Origin of the sequence: Microbacterium sp. 69-7, from assembly GCF_001897985.1 — a bacterium.
GTDB lineage: Bacteria > Actinomycetota > Actinomycetes > Actinomycetales > Microbacteriaceae > Microbacterium > Microbacterium laevaniformans.
Genome location: NZ_MKRU01000101.1, coordinates 24379 through 41185, shown reverse-complemented (window position 1 = coordinate 41185; position 16807 = coordinate 24379). Strand labels below are relative to the sequence as shown.

Here is a 16807-nt window from a genome sequence, read left to right as displayed (position 1 = left end):
GCCCGGGAGACACGCAGGCATCGCCGCGGCACCGGGCGCTGAGTCTGTGTCGGGGCAGGCGTCCGGCGACCGAAATCACCAAAACCTGCGGAGTTCATCGCGCCGCACTACCCTGGAGGGATGCGTTTCGCCCACGTCGTGCTGCCCGAGACGGACGATCCGCAGCTGGTCGTCGTCGTCGCCCCCGGACACGTCGCCCCCGTGGCGTCGCTTTTCGATGCGGCCCCGCGCACGCTGCAGGCCCTGATCGAGGGGGGCGACGAACTCCTTTCTCGTGTGCGAGACGCCGCCCGAGATGTCGACGGCATCCCCCTGGACGGCCTGACCTTCGGCCCCGCGGTGAACGAGCCGCCCATCGTCCTCGCCGTCGGCTTGAACTACGCAGCGCACTCCAGCGAGCTGGGCCTGAAGGCCGACACCGCGCCGACGGTCTTCGTGCTCTGGCCGAACTCGCTGTCCGGACATGAAGCCACCACGTCGTGGCCTCGGACGCTCAGCGAATCGGTGGACTACGAGTCCGAGCTCGGCGTCGTCATCAGCACGCCCGCGAAGGATGTCACCGCCGACAACGCCCTCGAACATGTCTGGGGCTATACGGTCGTCAACGACATCACCGCGCGCGACATCCAGTTCTCGGAGGCGCAGTGGTCACGGTGCAAGTCCTTCGACGGCTTCACGCCCAACGGGCCCTTCGTCGTGACGGCGGATGAGATCGCCGACCCGCAGGACCTGCACATCTGGGCCGTCGTGGACGGGCAGACGGTGCAGGACGCCTCCACCGGGCAGATGATCCGGTCGGTGGCGACGCTGATCGCACACCTGTCGCAGTCGGCGACGCTGCTGCCCGGCACCCTGATCTCCACCGGCAGCCCGGGAGGAGCGGGATATTCTCGCGACCCGCAGATCTTCCTGCGTGACCGCTCCGTCGTGACCGTGGGCATCGACGGCATCGGGGAACTCACCACCCACTGCCGCATCCTGGACTGAACGCACGACGCCCCGGTGATCCGCGTCGGCGGACACCGGGGCGTCGTCTGAGGGCGACTCAGCCTCCGTTGCAGGTGATCATCTGGCCGTTGAGCTCGTAGACGCCGCTCGGGTTGTTGGCGCAGAACTGGATCAGGTCGCCGGCTGCGTTGGCGAACACGACCGCGACGACGCTGCCGATGATGATGCCGATCACGATCAGCACCGAGCTGACGATGATGGCGGCGACCGCCATGCCGTTCTTGACGCCCGCCTTCTTGGACTGCACCAGGGCGACGATGCCGAGGATGAGGCCGATCGGCTGCAGCCCCACCGGGACGATGGCCAGAACGAGCGCGACGATGCCGAGCGTGCGTCCGGGAACAGTGCCGGTGGCGGCAGGGCCGCCATTGTAGGCGGGAGCTGCGGGGTAGCCGGGCTGCTGATACGCCGGGGGTGCGACCGGCGGTGCGGCCGGCGGCGGAGTCTGCGGATTCACAGGGGGCTGGGTGGGGTCGGTCATGCGTCTCTCCTCGGTCGGCCGGTGCGGCGCGTTGCTGACAGCGACGCTATCGGCCCGCACGCTTCTCGCGCAAAGGGTTGCGCCCCTCAACTCTCGACGAGATTCTCGGCAGGCTGCACGACGGGAATGGCCTGCGTGATCGATTCGAGGCCCGACAGACGCGCCGGGGAGAGCTGCTTGTCGACCTCATCACGGGTCATGAGCCCCGCTTCGACGACGAGGTCGCCGACGTTGCGGTGGGTCAGCAGCGCGGTCTTGGCGAGAGCCGCCGACGCCGCATAGCCGATGAACGGAGTGAGGGCCGTGACGACTCCGACCGAGGAGCCGACCATGGCGCCGAGACGCTCGCGGTTCGCGGTGATGCCGTCGACGCAGTTGATGCGGAAGGTGCGCATGGCGCGTCGCATCCATGTGATCGACTGGAAGATCGAGTGGGCGATGATCGGCTCGAAGGCGTTCAGCTGCAGCTGCCCCCCTTCGACGGCCATCGTGACGGTGAGGTCGGCACCGGCGACGGAGAACGCGACCTGATTGACGACCTCGGGGATGACCGGATTCACCTTGCCGGGCATGATGCTGGATCCGGCTTGACGGGCCGGAAGGTTGATCTCGCCGAGGCCCGCCTGCGGTCCGCTCGAGAGGAGCCGCAGGTCGTTGGCGATCTTCGAGAGCTTGATCGCGTTGTGCTTGAGGGTCGAGGAGAACGACATGAACGAGCCGGTGTCGCTCGTCGCTTCGACCAGGTCGTCTGCGGTGGCAAGGTCCAAGCCCGTGATCTCGCGGAGGTGTCGCAGGACGGCGGGCGCATAACCGGGGTGGGTCGTGATGCCGGTGCCGATCGCCGTGGCGCCCATGTTGATCTCGAACAGCAGGTACGCGTTCTCGGTGAGGCGCTGGTGGTCGTAGCCGAGGGTCGTCGCGAAACCGTGGAACTCCTGGCCGAGGGTCATCGGCACGGCATCCTGCAGCTGGGTGCGACCGATCTTGAGGATGTCGTGGAACTCGACCGCCTTCGAAAGGAACGATTGGCGCAGGAGGTCCAGCTCCTCCAGAAGGGTCTTCAGATCGAGACTGAGCCCCACCTTCACCGCGGTCGGGTAGACGTCGTTGGTCGACTGCGAGCGGTTGGTGTGATCGATCGGCGAGAGGTACGCGTAGTCACCCTTGGGACGACCCGCGAGCTCGAGCGCGATGTTGGTGATCACCTCGTTCGCGTTCATGTTGGTGGAGGTGCCGGCGCCGCCCTGCACGACGCCGACGACGAACTGGTCGTGGAAATCCCCGTCGATGACGCGCTGGGCAGCGCGGTCGATGAGGTCGGTGCGTTCGGCGTCGAGCACCCCGATCTCGAGGTTCGCGCGGGCGGATGCCTGCTTGACCATCGCGAGCGCGGTCACGAGGTCCTTGTAGACGGAGATGGGCCGCATGGAGATCGGGAAGTTCTCCAGGGCCCGGGCGGTGTGGATGCCCCAGTATGCATCGGCGGGGATCTCCATCGATCCCAGGGAGTCGGTCTCGGTGCGCGTCGTTGCGGCAGGTGCCATGAGTGCAGTCCTTTTGGGTCGTCGCCTCGGGTGGTCGGGGTCGAGCCTACCCGCGGCGTCGATACGTTCCGGGTGTACACGGCGTACACCCGGACAGACGGGTGCCCTCCGCCGCGGCCGAGGCCGCGACGAAGGGCACCTCGACGGTCAGCGGTTGACGGTCGACATGTCGGCGTAGCGGTCGCCGACCGGAGAGCCGACGGCGGCCAGCGCGGCCAGCTGGTCCTGCGTCAGCACCAGGTCGACCGCTGCGATGTTCTCCTCGACGCGGGTGAGCTTTCGCGTGCCAGGGATCGGCGCGATGTGCTCCCCCTGGGCCAGCAGCCACGCCAGCGCCACCTGAGCGGGGGTGGCGCCGGCATCCGCGGCGACCTTCTCGACGGCGTCGACGATCGCGAGGTTGGCCTGGAACGCGCCGTCGGCGAAACGCGGGTTGCTCTTGCGGAAGTCATCCTCGTCGAGCGCGTCCAGCGAGCGGATCGCGCCGGTGAGGAACCCCCGCCCGAGGGGAGAGTACGGAACGAACCCGATGCCGAGCTCGGCGAGCGCCGGCAGCAGCTCCGCCTCGGGGTCGCGCGTCCACAGTGAGTACTCGGTCTGAATCGCGGTCACGGGATGGACCGCGTGCGCGCGACGGATCGTCGCGACCGAGGCCTCCGAGAGGCCGTAGCCGCGGATCTTGCCTTCGGCGACGAGCTCGGCCAGCGCGCCGACCGTGTCCTCGATGGGCGTCGCAGGGTCCATCCGGTGCTGGTAGTAGATGTCGATGCGATCGGTGCGCAGCCGACGCAGCGACCCCTCGACGGCCAGCCGCGCGTTGGCCGGTGTGCCGTCCAGCCCGCGCTCGCCGGTCGTCGTGTGGCGGATCGTGCCGAACTTCGTCGCGATGACGGCGTCGTCCCGGCGGCCCGCCTCGGCCAGCGTCTTGCCGAGGAGTTCCTCGTTCGTGTACGGCCCGTACATCTCCGCAGTGTCGAGGAAGGTGACGCCGCGGTCGAGGGCGCCGAGGATCGTGCGCGCCCCGTCGGCGTCGTCCTGGCCCGCGCCGGTGTAGAAGGCGCTGATGCCCATCAGTCCGAGGCCGATGCGGCTGACCTCGATGGGCGTGGAGGTTCCCAGAGTGGTGGTCTTCATGAGAGTGAGATCTCCTTGTCGTAGATGTCGATCTTGTGGTCGATGGCCCGCAGGCTCGCGGTGATCTCGTCGAGCTGTGCGCGCACACGTTCGCGATGGGCGACGAGCAGCTCCCGGCGCTCGGGCACGGTGGACTCCCCCACGCGCACCAGCTCGGTGTAGCGGCGGATGCCGGCGATCGGCATGCCCGTGAGGCGCAGCCGCGTCAGGAACCGCACCCAGGAGATGTCGGCATCCGAGTAGCGGCGGTGCGAGGAGGAGTCGCGGTCGATCGGCGTCAGCATGAGCCCCTCGCGCTCGTAGTAGCGCAGGGTGTGCGTCGAGACGTCGGTGGCGGCGGCGGCCTCGGCGATCGAGACGCCCTCGCGCGCGGGGACGGGGAGCAGGGTCATGTGCCCACGGTAGAACTTCGAGCGCACTCGAAGTCAAGCCGCATGAGCGCATCTGCCGCGCCCGGGACACCTCGCGATCTCAGCGCTTTCGGGAGAAGGCCTCGAGCCGCTCCTCCGGGTCGAGTGCGGCCATCGCCCGTGTCCATTCCTCGCTGAAGACCTCGGCCGTCTCGGCCTCACCGACCGGGACGACGCTGTGCGTGATGGTGTCGTCGTAGACGTGCACGAGATGGAAGGACTGTCCGCCGTCCATGCCGTTGACCTCCTGGGGCGGACGCTGGAGGTTCATCGTGTAACAGGTCGCCGATGCGACGCTGACCGGGATGCCGGCGAAGGTGCCCGCCGTGGCGTAGTGGAGGTGTCCGGCGAGGATGGCGCGGACGTCGCTGCCGGCGAGCGCCGCCGCGAACTCGCTCTGATGACGGAGTTCGAGGATATCGAAGAACGGGATGTGGCTCGGCAGCGGCGGATGATGCAGAGCCAGCACGGTGCCCAGCGGCGCCGGTTCGGCGAGGATGCCGCGGAGCCAGTCCAGCTGTGCGGCATCCAGGTCACCGTGATGCCACCCCGGCACGGAGGAATCGAGAGCGATCAGGCGCAACCCGCCGAGATCCCACACACCGGTGACGGGTTCGAGGCTCGGCGGCTCATCGAGCAACCCCTCCCGGAGCGCCGGACGCTCATCGTGATTGCCCGCGACCCACACGATCGGTGCACCCAGACGCGCGGCGACCGGCTCGACCTGCGCACGCAGGGCGGCATAGGCCTCCGGCTCACCCAGGTCGGTCAGGTCTCCCGTGAAGACGATGGCGTCCGGTCGGACACCCGTACGCTCGAGGGCCGCCAGCGTCGCGGTGAGGTTCGCGGCGGTGTCGTAGCGGCCGCCGAGGGGCCGGTTTCCGGCCAACAGATGCGTGTCGCTGAGATGGACGATCACGCGCTGGGCGGGCGGATGGATGCCGAACGAGAACGAGGCGGGGGCCATGAAGTCAGCCTAGGCGCCGCCGCCGACGCGGCACAGGCAGCGCACACGGGCGTTGCGGGTGCAGCGCGGGACGATCAGCGCAGGACGATCAGCGAGAGCCCAGCGAGCACCGCGAGACCACACAGCGCGAACGACAGGTACGCGCCGATCCGCGCGAGACGCTTCTGCCCGTCGGCCAGGGGGCTCTTCTTCGCCGCCTTCGCCGCGGCTTTGGCCGCGCGGCGCGCCTCCTTCTCGCTGATCACGGTGATCGCGTCGGTGAACTCGACGGGAGCGACGATGGGCGCCCGCCCTCCGCGCACCAGCAGCCGAAGACCGACCGCGTAGAAGCCGACGACGAGCAGCGCACCGATCAACGCGGCGGCGAAGACTTGGACGAAGGCGAACCAGTCGATGCTGATACCCATCAGCGCTCCCCCGTCTTCTCAGCACCGGACTTCTCGGCAGTGGATCTGTCCGTCGGCTTCTCGGGCGAAGGCTTCGCGGTGGCCGAGTTCTTTCCACGGGGTGCCGTGTTCTTCGCCCGCTCCTTCGCCCGGTCCGCCTTCTGCTGCGCGCGCTCGGCGCGCAGGAGCGCCCGCTGACGACGCGTGGGCGGCGGGTTGCGCTTGACCTTGACCGCGAGCCCCGAGTCCGCGACCTCGCTCATCGCATTCGACGAGTCGACGTGCGTGCGGCGCGAGCGCAGGAACAGAGCCACGATGATCGCGACGGCGAGCACCGCGTCGATGACGATGCCGGCGCCTCCGAACCAGACGACCAGCAGTGCGGCGAAGGCACCGACGGCGGCCGAGGCGGGCAGCGTCAGCACCCATCCCACGGCGATGCGGCCGACGGTGCGCCAGCGCACTTTCGAGCCGCGACGGCCGAGTCCGGAGCCGATGACCGACCCCGAGGCGACCTGCGTCGTCGACAGCGCGAAGCCGAGCGCGCTGGAGGCGAGAATGGTCGCCGCCGTGGAGGTCTCTGCGGAGAAACCCTGCGCGGGCTTCACGTCGGTCAGGCCCTTGCCGAGCGTACGGATGATGCGCCAGCCGCCCATGTAGGTGCCGAGTGCGATCGTGAGCGCACAGGCGAGGATCACCCACAGCTGCGGATCGGCGTGGGCACCGCTCTGCCAGCCGGCCATGATCAGCGCGAGGGTGATGACGCCCATCGTCTTCTGCGCGTCGTTCGTGCCGTGAGCGAGGGCGACGAGGGAGGACGTGAAGATCTGACCCCAGCGGAATCCGTCGCGGCCATCGGGCTTGTTGTCGTAGCGACGTGTCATCGCGTAGGCGAGCCGCGTCGCCAGGAAGGCGATGACGCCGGCCGTGAAGGGCGCGATCAGAGCCGGCAGGACGACCTTGCTCAGCACCATGCCGAAATCGATGGCGGACGCGGTGGCACCGACGAGGGTCGCTCCGATGAGGCCGCCGAAGAGGGCATGCGAGGAGCTCGAGGGCAGGCCCAGCAGCCACGTCAGCATGTTCCAGGTGATCGCCCCGATCAGGCCGGCGAAGATGATCGGCAGGAACGCGAGCGGTTCGATCTGGTCCTCGCGGATGATGCCGTGCGAGATCGTCTTCGACACCTCGGTCGACAGGAACGCGCCGACGAGATTGAGACTCGCGGCGAGGAGGACGGCGACCTTGGGCTTGAGCGCCCCGGTCGCGATCGGGGTGGCCATCGCGTTCGCGGTGTCGTGGAAGCCGTTCGTGAAGTCGAAGAACAGCGCCAGCGCGATCACCAGCACGACGATGAGGGCAGCGGTTTCCACAGTTCGCTTTCGTCGGGATTCACAGGAAGGGAGCCGACGGAATCGGCGATGCGAACGAAGAGTTCACCGTGGGTTCATACTCCGGCAACCGGACCACAGAAATACTCCCACATCCGCGCCCCCTCACAGAACGGGGAGCCCACCCCGACACGCCGAGCGTGGATTAGCGTGGAACGGTGACCCGAGAGCCGTCCTCCACGCCGCTGTCCGCCCCCGTCGCCCCCGCGCGTCCGACGCTGCGTCGTCATCATGGCGACGAGGTGCGCGACGACTACGAGTGGCTCCGGGCGAAGGAGGATGCCGAGGTCATCGCGCACCTCGAGGCCGAGAACGCCTTCACCGAGCAGCGGACGGCACACCTGGCGGGCCTGCGTCAGCGGATCTTCGACGAGATCAAGGCCCGCACCCTCGAGACCGATCTGTCCGTGCCGACGCGCCAGGGCGCGTGGTGGTACTACGGGCGCACCGTCGAGGGCAAGCAGTACGGCATCCAGTGCCGTGCGCCGCTTGCCGGCCCGGACGATTGGACGCCGCCCGTCCTGACCCCGGGTGTCGACGTGGAGGGCGAGAGCGTGCTGCTCGACGGCAACGTCGAAGCCGACGGTCACGAGTTCTTCTCCCTGGGCAGCTTCGACGTCTCCACGGACGGCTCTCGACTGCTCTACGGCGTCGACGTGGAGGGCGACGAGCGCTACACGCTGCGTGTGCGCGACCTCACCACCGGGGAGGATCTCTCCGACGTCATCGAGAACACCTCCGCGGGGGCGTCGTTCTCTCCCGACGGCCGGTACGTGATCTATACGACGGTCGACGACGCGTGGCGACCCGACACCGTGTGGCTGCACGAGGTCGGCACCGACGCCGCTGCCGACGCGCGCCTGTTCCACGAGCCGGACGAGCGGTACTGGGTGGGCGCCGGCTTCACCCGCAGCGAGAAGTACCTGGTGATCGAGGTGGGCTCCTCGATCACGACCGAGGAGTACCTCGTCGAGGCGACCGATCTTCGCTCAGAGCCGCGATCGATCTGGCCGCGTCGGGAGGGAGTCGAGTACTCCGCCACGCATGCCGTCGTCGGCGGCGAGGACGTGCTCTACATCGTGCACAACGACGGCGCGCTCGATTTCGAGCTGGTGCGCGTCGCGGCATCCGATCCGCAGGGTGAACGCGACGTCGTGCTGGCCCACACTCCCGGGCGCCGCGTGCTGGATATGTCCGCCTTCCGCGACTGGGGGGTCGTGTCGTACCGACGCGACGGGCTGTCGCGCATGGGGATCCTGGACTACGCCACCGGCAGCATCGACGAGCTCGCCTTCGAGGAGGAGCTCTACACCGCCGGAGCCGGCGGCAATCCCGAATGGGCCCCACCCGTGGTGCGGCTCGGTTACGGCTCGTTCCTCACCCCCGGGACCGTCTACGACTACGACGTGGCGGCGCGTGAGTTGCACCTGCGCAAGCGCCAGCCCGTGCTCGGCGGATACGATCCGTCGGCCTACGGGCAGCGGCGCGAGTGGGTCACGGCATCCGACGGCACCCACGTGCCCGTCTCGATCGTGTGGAAGCGGTCGTTCGGCGAGCCGGGGAACGCGCCGCGTCCGCTGCACCTCTACGGGTACGGGTCCTACGAGCACTCCATCGAACCCGGTTTCTCGGTGGCGCGTCTGTCGATGCTCGATCGCGGCGTCGTCTTCGCCGTCGCGCACGTTCGCGGCGGCGGCGAACTCGGACGGCAGTGGTACGAGGACGGCAAGCTGCAGCACAAGCGCAACACCTTCACCGACTTCGTCGCGGTCGCGCGTCATCTGATCGACACGGGCGTCACCGCACCCGACCGCCTCGTCGCCGAAGGCGGTTCTGCGGGCGGTCTGCTGATGGGCGCGGTCGCGAACCTCGCCCCCGAGCTGTTCGCCGGCATCCTCGCCGACGTCCCCTTCGTCGACGCCCTGACGACCATCCTCGATCCTTCGCTCCCGCTGACGGTGATCGAGTGGGACGAGTGGGGCGATCCGCTGCACGACGCGGAGGTCTACGCGTACATGAAGTCGTACACGCCGTACGAGAACGTGCGCGAGGGAGTGACGTATCCGCGGATCCTCGCGACCACCTCGCTCAACGACACCCGCGTCTACTACGTGGAACCCGCCAAGTGGGTGGCGCGATTGCGCGAGGTCGGTGCTGACGCACTGCTGAAGTGCGAGATGGTCGCGGGCCACGGCGGTGTCTCCGGGCGCTACAACTCCTGGCAGCAGCGCGCCTTCGAGCTCGCCTGGTTACTGGACGTGCTGGGCCTCGCCGAGGACTGATTCCCCCCTCCCCGTACCTGCCCCCGGACCTGTCCCCCGCACGCCGCGGCATGTCCCACTTATGCCGAGGCGTGTCCCACTTATGCCGAGGCGTGTCCCACTTATGCCGAGGCGTGTCCCACTATCTGTGCTTGACAGCGCTCCCAGGCAGCAGGATGTGGGACACACAGCTCCGGCGCCGCGCCTCTGTGCCCCGGCGTCAGCGCCCGGGCGTCCACCCCGCACGCTGCGGGGCGTCTCGTACCATCGCGACCGCGAGCCGGCCATCGCCGACGAGGTGATGAGCCAGCACGCGCTCGTGCTGCCAACCCAGGCCGCGAATGGCCGCCCACCGGTCGGCGTCGCGCGCGAACTGACGCGCATCGTCAGCGTGGACGCGGCCGTCGTACTCGACCGCGAGACGGTAGCGGGGAAAGGCCAGATCGAGCTCCGCGACGAACGTCCCCCGATCGTCGAACAGGTTCCAGGCCACCTCGGCCTCCGGCAGGCCCGCGCGACTCAGCAGCAGTCGCAAGCGCGTTTCGCGAGGAGAGCGCACGCCACCGCGAGCGAGCGCCAGCGCCCTGCGGAGAATTCCGCCGCGCACGTCGCCCATCACCTCGATCTCACCGCGAAGCTCGGCCGCACTCGCCAGCGGGCTCCGGCCTGAGATCAGGTGATCTGCCGCGGCAACGAGGTCGTCGAGCCGCCAGAGCGTGCCCGTTTGACGCCAGGCACGCGCCGGGTGCTCGACCGGCATCCCGCCCACCGTCGTCTGGGCCGGCGTTCGCAGCTGCAGCCGATGACCCACCACGGCGTGAGTACGGGGTTCGCGCGCAGGACGGTGGGTGGACACGTGGATGGTCGGCTCATACGGCCACTCCGGCTGAGGCACTCCGAGAAGATACAGGGCGGTCTCGTGGCTGAAGAACTGCCCGATGCGCAGCCTCGGCAGCAGCGCCCGACACGATGCCTCGAGCGAGCCAGGAGTGGGCTCCGCTCGCGCGCGGACGCCGTGGAAGGGACGCGACAGATCGCGTCCCCGCAGCCGCCCGGGGCTCACGCCCGCATCTCGCGCCTGCGCGACGGTGAACGCGTCCGGCAGACTCAGCGGCAGGTCGCTCGAGGTCGTCATCGCGCAAGCGTCACCCGTGCGCAGCGATGCTCTGGTGGCTGAGCACCGAACGGTGGAAACCTCGGAGCCCGACGCGGCCGGGGAGGAACCTGCGTAGGGCGTGGTCAGTGAGAGTGACCCTCGCAGGACGTGTCCCACTTCCTGCTGTCCGGTGGCCTCCTGCACAGCAGAAAGCGGGACACGGCACGGCGGAAGTGGGACAACGCCAGCGAAAAGTGGGACACGGAATCTGCGGTGTCCCGGTGGCGGGCTCAGCCGAAGAGCGCGGCGGCCTCTTCGTAGCGGTAGATCGGCACCGTGTTCAGCTCACCGAGAGCCTCCGCAAACGGCACCCGCACGATGTCGGTGCCCTTCAGCGAGACCATCTGGCCCCAGGCCTGCTCGTAGACGGAGTCTGCGGCATGCAGACCCAGGCGCGTCGCCAGCACCCGGTCGAAACCGGAGGGCGAGCCGCCGCGCTGGATGTGACCGAGCACGGTCGCACGCGTCTCGATGCCGGTCAGACGCTCGATCTCGGGCGCCAGGACCTCGCTGATGCCGCCCAGGCGAGGGCGGTTGAAGGCGTCGAGCCCCTTGTCGCTGAAGGCTTCGTCCATGCCCGTGAGCGTGAAGCCCTCCGAGACGACGACGAGCGGCGCGCGACCGCGGTCATGCGCCTTCTGCACCTGCGCGGCGATCTCGGTGATCGACATGGGCACCTCGGGGATGCAGATCACGTGCGCACCGGCCGCGATGCCGGAGTGCAGGGCGATCCACCCCACGTGCCGGCCCATGACCTCGGCGACCATGCAGCGCTGGTGCGAGTCTCCGGTGGTGCGCAGGCGATCCATGGCGTCGGTGGCGATGTTGACGGCGGTGTCGAAGCCGAACGAGTAGTCGGTGGCGCGGAGGTCGTTGTCGATCGTCTTGGGCACGCCCATGACATTGATGCCGTCGTTCCACAGCCGGTTGGCCGCGGCGAGCGTGCCCTCGCCACCGATGGCGATGATCCCGTCGATGTGGTGGCCGTAGAGTGTCTTCGCGATGTTCTCCGCGCCGCCGCGGGGACCCTCGTAGGGGTTGGTGCGGCTCGTGCCGAGAATCGTGCCGCCGACCTTCGAGAGGCCCTTGACCTCGTGCCGGGTCAGCGGGAAGAAGTCGCCGTCGACGACGCCACGCCAGCCGTCACGGATGCCGACGAACTCGATGTTGTAGTTCGTGGTGCCCTTGAGGACCACACCGCGGATGACCGCGTTCAGTCCGGGGCAGTCTCCGCCGCTGGTGAGGATACCGATCTTCATGTGGAGATCCTTTGGTGATTCGGGATGTGATTCGGCGACGCTGCCTCCTCGACACTATCGCCGTATCGACGGCGGATGCCACCGCATCCGCCGTCGATAATCCCGGCCCGCCTCAGGCGGCGCCGAGCGCCTGGCGCAGCAGGTGCATGAGCGCCGACAGCTGCACGGAATCGCTCGAGGTGGGGTCCAGCTGGGCGCCGTCCAGGGCGCGCTGGGCGAGCCCCTGCTTCGAGTCGATCAGCTCCGCGATCTTCGTGTCGATCGTGTGCGCGGCGATGATCCGCCATGCCGTGACGGGCTCGTCCTGACCGATGCGGTGCACCCGATCGATCGCCTGGGTCTGCTCGGCGGCGGTCCAGGAGAGCTCGGCGAGAACGACGTTGGATGCCGCCTGCATGTTCAGTCCGACGCCGGCCGCCGTCAGCGAACAGACGGCGATCGCCACACCGGGGTCGGTGTTGAAGGCGTCGATGGCCTGCTGGCGGGCGGTCGTCGTCTGATCACCGCGGATCGAGATCGTCCGCAGGCCGGATGCCGCGAAGTGCGCCTCTGCGGCATCCATCACGTCGATGTGCTTCGCGAAGAACACCACCTTGCCGACCGAGCGCTGCAGCTGCACGGCATAGTCGGCGGCGAGGTGCGCCTTGGCCTGACCGATCTTGCGGACCATCGTGAAGACGTTGTCCGCGCCGGCGGCCGACGCCTTCGCCTCTTCGAGCTCGCCGTGCGCGACGAGGCGGACGATGTCCTCGTCGACCTCGCCGATGAGCACCTTGTCGCCGCGCGCTTCGATGATGCGGCGGTACTTGGCCGCCAGGCGCGACCCGAGCTCACGCTCGGCTTCGCGGATGGAGCGTCCGAACTCGTCGTCGAGCTCCACCGGCAGGTCGGCGACGAGCTTGTCGGGAAGGTCGGCTGCGACGTCCTTCTTCTTGCGACGGACGATGCCCATCGAGATCACGGCGTCGCGCGCCTCGGGGTAGAAAGCCTTGTCCGCCGGCGTGAATCCCGTCGCGTCGAGCTTCTCCATGAGCTCGGGGCCCGGCTTCTCGCCGTTGGTCCAGCCGAGGAAGCGCCAGATCGCGTCGAAGTCCTCGACGTCGTTGATCAGCGGCGTTCCCGTGAGGGCGAGCATCAGCGGGTTGCGCACCTGCTCGCGGATGCGCCCGCCCAGGGCGAGCACGTTCTGGGAACGCTGCGAGCTGAGGTTCTTGATGAAGTGGGCCTCGTCGACGACCATGCCCTTCAGGCCGAGCGAGCCGAGCCAGGACAGGTGCCGATCGAGCACCTCGTAATTGACGATGAAGACGTCGGCGAACGCGTCGACGGTGTCGCCGTCGCCGTGGATGACGGTCGCACGTCGCTGCGGCGTCCACCGCTCGACCTCACGCGCCCAGTTCATCTTGACGACATTGGGCACGACCGCCAGCAGCGGATACGCATCGGCGACGGAGGCGGCCAGCACCGACTGTGCGGTCTTGCCGAGGCCCGGCTCGTCGGCCAGCAGGAACGACCGGTGACCGGCGCGCACGGCCTCCAGGAAGCGCGACTGGTGCGGCATGATCTCGAGCCCCTTGGGCGAGATCCGATCGAACTCGGGAACGGGCGGAAGCTCCATGGAGGCGCTCGCGCCGCCGGCCCCGATCTCGAACGCCTTGTACAGCGGCCCCATCAGCTCCCAGCCGTCCAGCCGGCGGCGGGCGGTGGATGCCGGTGCGCGCAGTGCCACGTCGGGAGCCAGGAACGGGTTCGCCTCACGGCGCGCCTCGATCTGCGGCGGCACGACCTGGCGCTCGGCGAGCGCCGCGGGCACGACGGGAGTCTGTCCCCACCCCTGAGCGGCGGGCGCGGCGTCGGTGATGATGAGCTCGTCATCGGGCAGCTCCGCCCCCGACTCGAGCAGCCAGTCGCGGCGCATGCGCTTGGCGACCGGCGAGGTGGCCTGGTCGACCTCGAGCAGCTGGATCAGCGAGGTGTCGCGGGCCGCGGTCTTGGCGAGGATCGTCGCAACGCCGTCGAGGCGCTTGAGCAGCTCGGCACGCGCTGCGGTGGGCACGGTCTCGTCGGCCTTGACGCGCGCGCGCTCCTCGCGGACGAGGAAGGCGATGACCTGGAACTTGACACGGTTGGTCGGACCGAGTTTGCCCTTCTGGGCCTTCGCCTCGACCTCGCGCACTTTGCGGGCGAGGATCGGGATCAGCGGGGCGTCGTCGTCGCGACGGGCGGACGAGCCGCGATGGGACGAGCCGCGTCGGCGTGACGAGGTGGCAGTGGATGCCGTGGTCGGCATGCTCCTCCTGAGCGTGAAGCGCCGGAAGACCGGCGTGGGTCCGGTCGGATGACCGGTCAGTCATTCCGCAGCGGTCGCCGCGGGGTAGGGCGAGGCGCGGATCCTTCGGCTGCGGGTACTCGCTTCTGCGAGCTGCGGCGACGAACGGCGCGGACCTCCCCCTCAGTCTAGCGCGCCCTCCCCCATCGCCGCGAGCGGCGGCCGGGTCACCGGCGCAGCCGCAGGCTGTTGAGGACGACGAAGACGCTCGAGAAGGCCATGGCCGCTCCGGCGATCATCGGATTGAGCACGCCGAGCGCTGCCAACGGCAGGGCGGCGACGTTGTAGGCGAAGGCCCAGAAGAGGTTGCCGCGGATGATGCGCATGGTGCGCCGGCTGAGGCGGATCGCGGTGAGCACCGGTGACAAGCCGCTGCCGGTGACCGCGATGTCGCTCGCATGCATCGCGGCATCCGTCCCCGACCCCATCGCGATGCCGAGATCGGCGGTCGCCAGCGCGGCCGCGTCGTTGACACCGTCGCCCACCATGGCGACCCGGTGTCCGACGGCACGCAGCCGCTCGACCTCGGCGACCTTGCCCTCCGGGAGCACGCCGGCGATGACCTCGCGGATGCCGACGGCACCGGCGACCGCCCGCGCGGCGCCCGCATTGTCGCCGGTCAACAGCACGACCTCGAGGCCCATCTCCCGCAGCGCCGTGACCGTCTGAGCACTGTCGTGACGAACGGTGTCGGCGACGGCGATGACAGCGTTGATACGGCCGTCCCACCCGGCGACGATCGCGGTCGCACCGCCTCGCTGCGCGCGATCGACGGCGTCCTCCACCGCAGCGGCCCGCTCCGGGTCGGACGCGGCGGCCTGATCGAGGGCGAACGCCGGTCGACCCGCGAACACGCGGTGACCGTCGACGACACCGGTCACGCCGAGCCCGGCACGCCCGGCGAAGTCGCTGACCTCCCGAGGGTTCTCGGCGAGCGCTGCGACGGCGCGCGCGACGGGATGCTCGGACGCCCTCTCCAGCGAGCCGACAAGCAGTCGCACCATGGCGATGTCGGCTCCGCCGATCGGCGTGACGGCGGCGACCGTCATCGCCCCCTCGGTGACGGTACCGGTCTTGTCGAGGATCACCGTGTCGATCCTGTCGGCGGCCTCGAGCGCTTCGGGGCCTGTGATCAAGACGCCCAGTTGCGCGCCGCGTCCGGTGCCGACGAGGATCGCGATGGGCGTCGCCAGCCCGAGCGCGCAGGGGCAGGCGATGATGAGCACCGCGACGGCGGCGGTGAAGCCCGAGGCGAGCGCTTGGCCGGTGAATCCTCCCACCAGCAGCCACACGAGCAGCGTGAGGAGGGAGAGGCCGATGACCACGGGAACGAAGATCCCCGAGATGCGATCGGCCAGGCGCTGGACGCGACTCTTTCCGGCTTGCGCGTCTTCGATGAGCCGAGCCATCCGGGCGAGGCGGGTGTCGTCACCGATCGAGGTCGCCTCCACGACGAGGCGGCCGTCGGCGGCGATGGTGCCGCCGGTGACGGCGGAACCGGCCTCCACATCGATGGGAACGGACTCCCCCGTGATCATGCTCTCGTCGATCGACGCCTGTCCGCTGCGGACGACGCCATCGGTCGCGACCTTCTCCCCCGGGCGCACGACGAAGGCGTCGCCGACACGGAGCATCTCGATCGGCACGCGGCGGCCGTCCTCGAGCTCGACGTCGCGAGCGGACAGTTCCATGAGCGCGCGCACGGCTGCGCCGGCGGTGCGCTTCGAACGCTGCTCGATGACACGTCCGAGCAGGAGGAACACCGTCACCACCGCGGCGACCTCGAAGTACACCAACGAGGAGGGGTCGTGGACAGGAGCGAACGTGCCTCCCTCGTGGCGCATGTCGAGCCGTCCGGCGGTTCCGAACAACAGCGCCCAGATGCTCCACAGTGTCGCCGCTCCCGTGCCGAGTGTGATGAGCGTGTCCATCGTCATCGCGCCGTGACGCGCGTTCGCGATCGTCGCGCGGTGGAAAGGCCACCCGCCCCACACCACGACCGGCACCGCCAGGACGAATGAAACCCACTGCCAGCCCGGGAACTGCCACGCCGGGATCATGCCCAGCACGACGACCGGAACGGCCAGCGCGGCGCTCACCCACAGTCGGGTCATCAGCGGTGTCGCGCCCGGCCGGTCCTCCACATCATGGACATGGCCCCCCTGCGAGCCGTGCTCGTCGTGCGCTCCCGTCGCGGAGGCGTGCACCGCCTCGTGTGCGTGCCCGCCGCGCTGGCGCACGCGGGCGTCATACCCCGCCTCGCGCACCGCGGCGATGAGAGCCGCGACATCGACACCGCTCGGGTAATCCACCCGCGCGGACTCGGTCGCGAGATTCACGGATGCCGAGACGCCGTCGATCCGCTCCAGCCGTTTCTCGGCGCGCGACACAGCTCGCGCAGGTCATGCCCTCGATCTCCAGCACCGCCTCTGCCCGCGGCTCGGCGTGCGACGTGATCGCCTCCATGATCGTCCCCTCGCG

Annotated in this window: 12 protein-coding genes and 1 pseudogene; 2 read left to right on the top strand and 11 right to left on the bottom strand. The window is 69.2% G+C overall.

Going from position 1 to position 16807, the window contains the following annotated elements; all coding sequences use genetic code 11:
- Positions 1–120 precede the first annotated feature (120 nt).
- On the top strand, positions 121–987 hold the full coding sequence (locus tag BGN98_RS13025) for a fumarylacetoacetate hydrolase family protein (RefSeq protein WP_005048765.1): 867 nt from the start codon (positions 121–123) through the stop codon (positions 985–987).
- 58 nt (positions 988–1045) lie between these two features.
- Here BGN98_RS13025 and BGN98_RS13020 read toward each other — a convergent pair whose 3' ends face one another.
- From BGN98_RS13020 to BGN98_RS12990, 7 genes are all read right to left on the bottom strand, one after another.
- Positions 1046–1489: a DUF4190 domain-containing protein gene (locus tag BGN98_RS13020; protein ID WP_288121631.1), complete on the bottom strand. Its 444-nt coding sequence runs from the start codon at positions 1487–1489 to the stop codon at positions 1046–1048.
- An 86-nt stretch (positions 1490–1575) separates the two neighbouring features.
- Positions 1576–3033 carry an aspartate ammonia-lyase gene (locus tag BGN98_RS13015; RefSeq protein WP_288121630.1) on the bottom strand — a complete coding sequence of 486 codons (1458 nt, stop codon included), beginning with the start codon at positions 3031–3033 and terminating at the stop codon, positions 1576–1578.
- A 147-nt stretch (positions 3034–3180) separates the two neighbouring features.
- Positions 3181–4167: an aldo/keto reductase gene (locus BGN98_RS13010; RefSeq protein ID WP_288121629.1), complete on the bottom strand. Its 987-nt coding sequence runs from the start codon at positions 4165–4167 to the stop codon at positions 3181–3183.
- The gene (locus BGN98_RS13005; RefSeq protein WP_288121628.1) at positions 4164–4559 is read right to left on the bottom strand and encodes a MerR family transcriptional regulator; all 396 of its coding nucleotides are present in this window, start codon (positions 4557–4559) and stop codon (positions 4164–4166) included. Before BGN98_RS13005 ends, BGN98_RS13010 begins: the two co-directional genes overlap by 4 nt.
- Positions 4560–4638: 79 nt before the next feature.
- On the bottom strand, positions 4639–5544 hold the full coding sequence (locus BGN98_RS13000; protein ID WP_288121627.1) for a phosphodiesterase: 906 nt from the start codon (positions 5542–5544) through the stop codon (positions 4639–4641).
- 74 nt (positions 5545–5618) lie between these two features.
- Entirely contained in the window at positions 5619–5951 is a 333-nt protein-coding gene (locus BGN98_RS12995) for a peptidase (RefSeq protein ID WP_288121626.1), read from the bottom strand.
- Positions 5951–7303 carry an inorganic phosphate transporter gene (locus tag BGN98_RS12990; protein ID WP_005048751.1) on the bottom strand — a complete coding sequence of 451 codons (1353 nt, stop codon included), beginning with the start codon at positions 7301–7303 and terminating at the stop codon, positions 5951–5953. Before BGN98_RS12990 ends, BGN98_RS12995 begins: the two co-directional genes overlap by 1 nt.
- A gap of 176 nt (positions 7304–7479) precedes the next feature.
- On the opposite strand from BGN98_RS12990, the gene BGN98_RS12985 reads away from it, so the two are divergent.
- Entirely contained in the window at positions 7480–9603 is a 2124-nt protein-coding gene (locus BGN98_RS12985; RefSeq protein ID WP_288121625.1) for a S9 family peptidase, read from the top strand.
- A 199-nt stretch (positions 9604–9802) separates the two neighbouring features.
- Here BGN98_RS12985 and BGN98_RS12980 read toward each other — a convergent pair whose 3' ends face one another.
- From BGN98_RS12980 to BGN98_RS12965, 4 genes and pseudogenes are all read right to left on the bottom strand, one after another.
- A complete protein-coding gene (locus BGN98_RS12980) occupies positions 9803–10717 on the bottom strand; it encodes a putative endonuclease domain-containing protein (RefSeq protein WP_288121624.1) in 915 nt (304 codons plus the stop codon).
- A gap of 251 nt (positions 10718–10968) precedes the next feature.
- Complete coding sequence (locus BGN98_RS12975; RefSeq protein ID WP_005048745.1) at positions 10969–11997, bottom strand: 6-phosphofructokinase; 1029 nt, start codon at positions 11995–11997, stop codon at positions 10969–10971.
- 112 nt (positions 11998–12109) lie between these two features.
- Positions 12110–14287 (bottom strand): DEAD/DEAH box helicase, encoded by a 2178-nt coding sequence (locus BGN98_RS12970; RefSeq protein ID WP_061682193.1) that lies wholly within the window; start codon positions 14285–14287, stop codon positions 12110–12112.
- Positions 14288–14493: 206 nt separating this feature from the next.
- Positions 14494–16792, bottom strand: a pseudogene (locus BGN98_RS12965) (heavy metal translocating P-type ATPase).
- Positions 16793–16807 lie beyond the last annotated feature (15 nt).

What these genes read in the sequence shown, in the direction of transcription:
- BGN98_RS13020 (WP_288121631.1), bottom strand. Translation starts at nt 1,489, where the DNA reads ATGACCGACCCCACCCAGCCCCCTGTGAATCCGCAGACTCCGCCGCCG.
- BGN98_RS12975 (WP_005048745.1), bottom strand. Translation starts at nt 11,997, where the DNA reads ATGAAGATCGGTATCCTCACCAGCGGCGGAGACTGCCCCGGACTGAAC.
- BGN98_RS13025 (WP_005048765.1), top strand. Translation starts at nt 121, where the DNA reads ATGCGTTTCGCCCACGTCGTGCTGCCCGAGACGGACGATCCGCAGCTG.
- BGN98_RS13000 (WP_288121627.1), bottom strand. Translation starts at nt 5,544, where the DNA reads ATGGCCCCCGCCTCGTTCTCGTTCGGCATCCATCCGCCCGCCCAGCGC.
- BGN98_RS13005 (WP_288121628.1), bottom strand. Translation starts at nt 4,559, where the DNA reads ATGACCCTGCTCCCCGTCCCCGCGCGCGAGGGCGTCTCGATCGCCGAG.
- BGN98_RS13015 (WP_288121630.1), bottom strand. Translation starts at nt 3,033, where the DNA reads ATGGCACCTGCCGCAACGACGCGCACCGAGACCGACTCCCTGGGATCG.
- BGN98_RS12980 (WP_288121624.1), bottom strand. Translation starts at nt 10,717, where the DNA reads ATGACGACCTCGAGCGACCTGCCGCTGAGTCTGCCGGACGCGTTCACC.
- BGN98_RS12970 (WP_061682193.1), bottom strand. Translation starts at nt 14,287, where the DNA reads ATGCCGACCACGGCATCCACTGCCACCTCGTCACGCCGACGCGGCTCG.
- BGN98_RS12995 (WP_288121626.1), bottom strand. Translation starts at nt 5,951, where the DNA reads ATGGGTATCAGCATCGACTGGTTCGCCTTCGTCCAAGTCTTCGCCGCC.
- BGN98_RS13010 (WP_288121629.1), bottom strand. Translation starts at nt 4,167, where the DNA reads ATGAAGACCACCACTCTGGGAACCTCCACGCCCATCGAGGTCAGCCGC.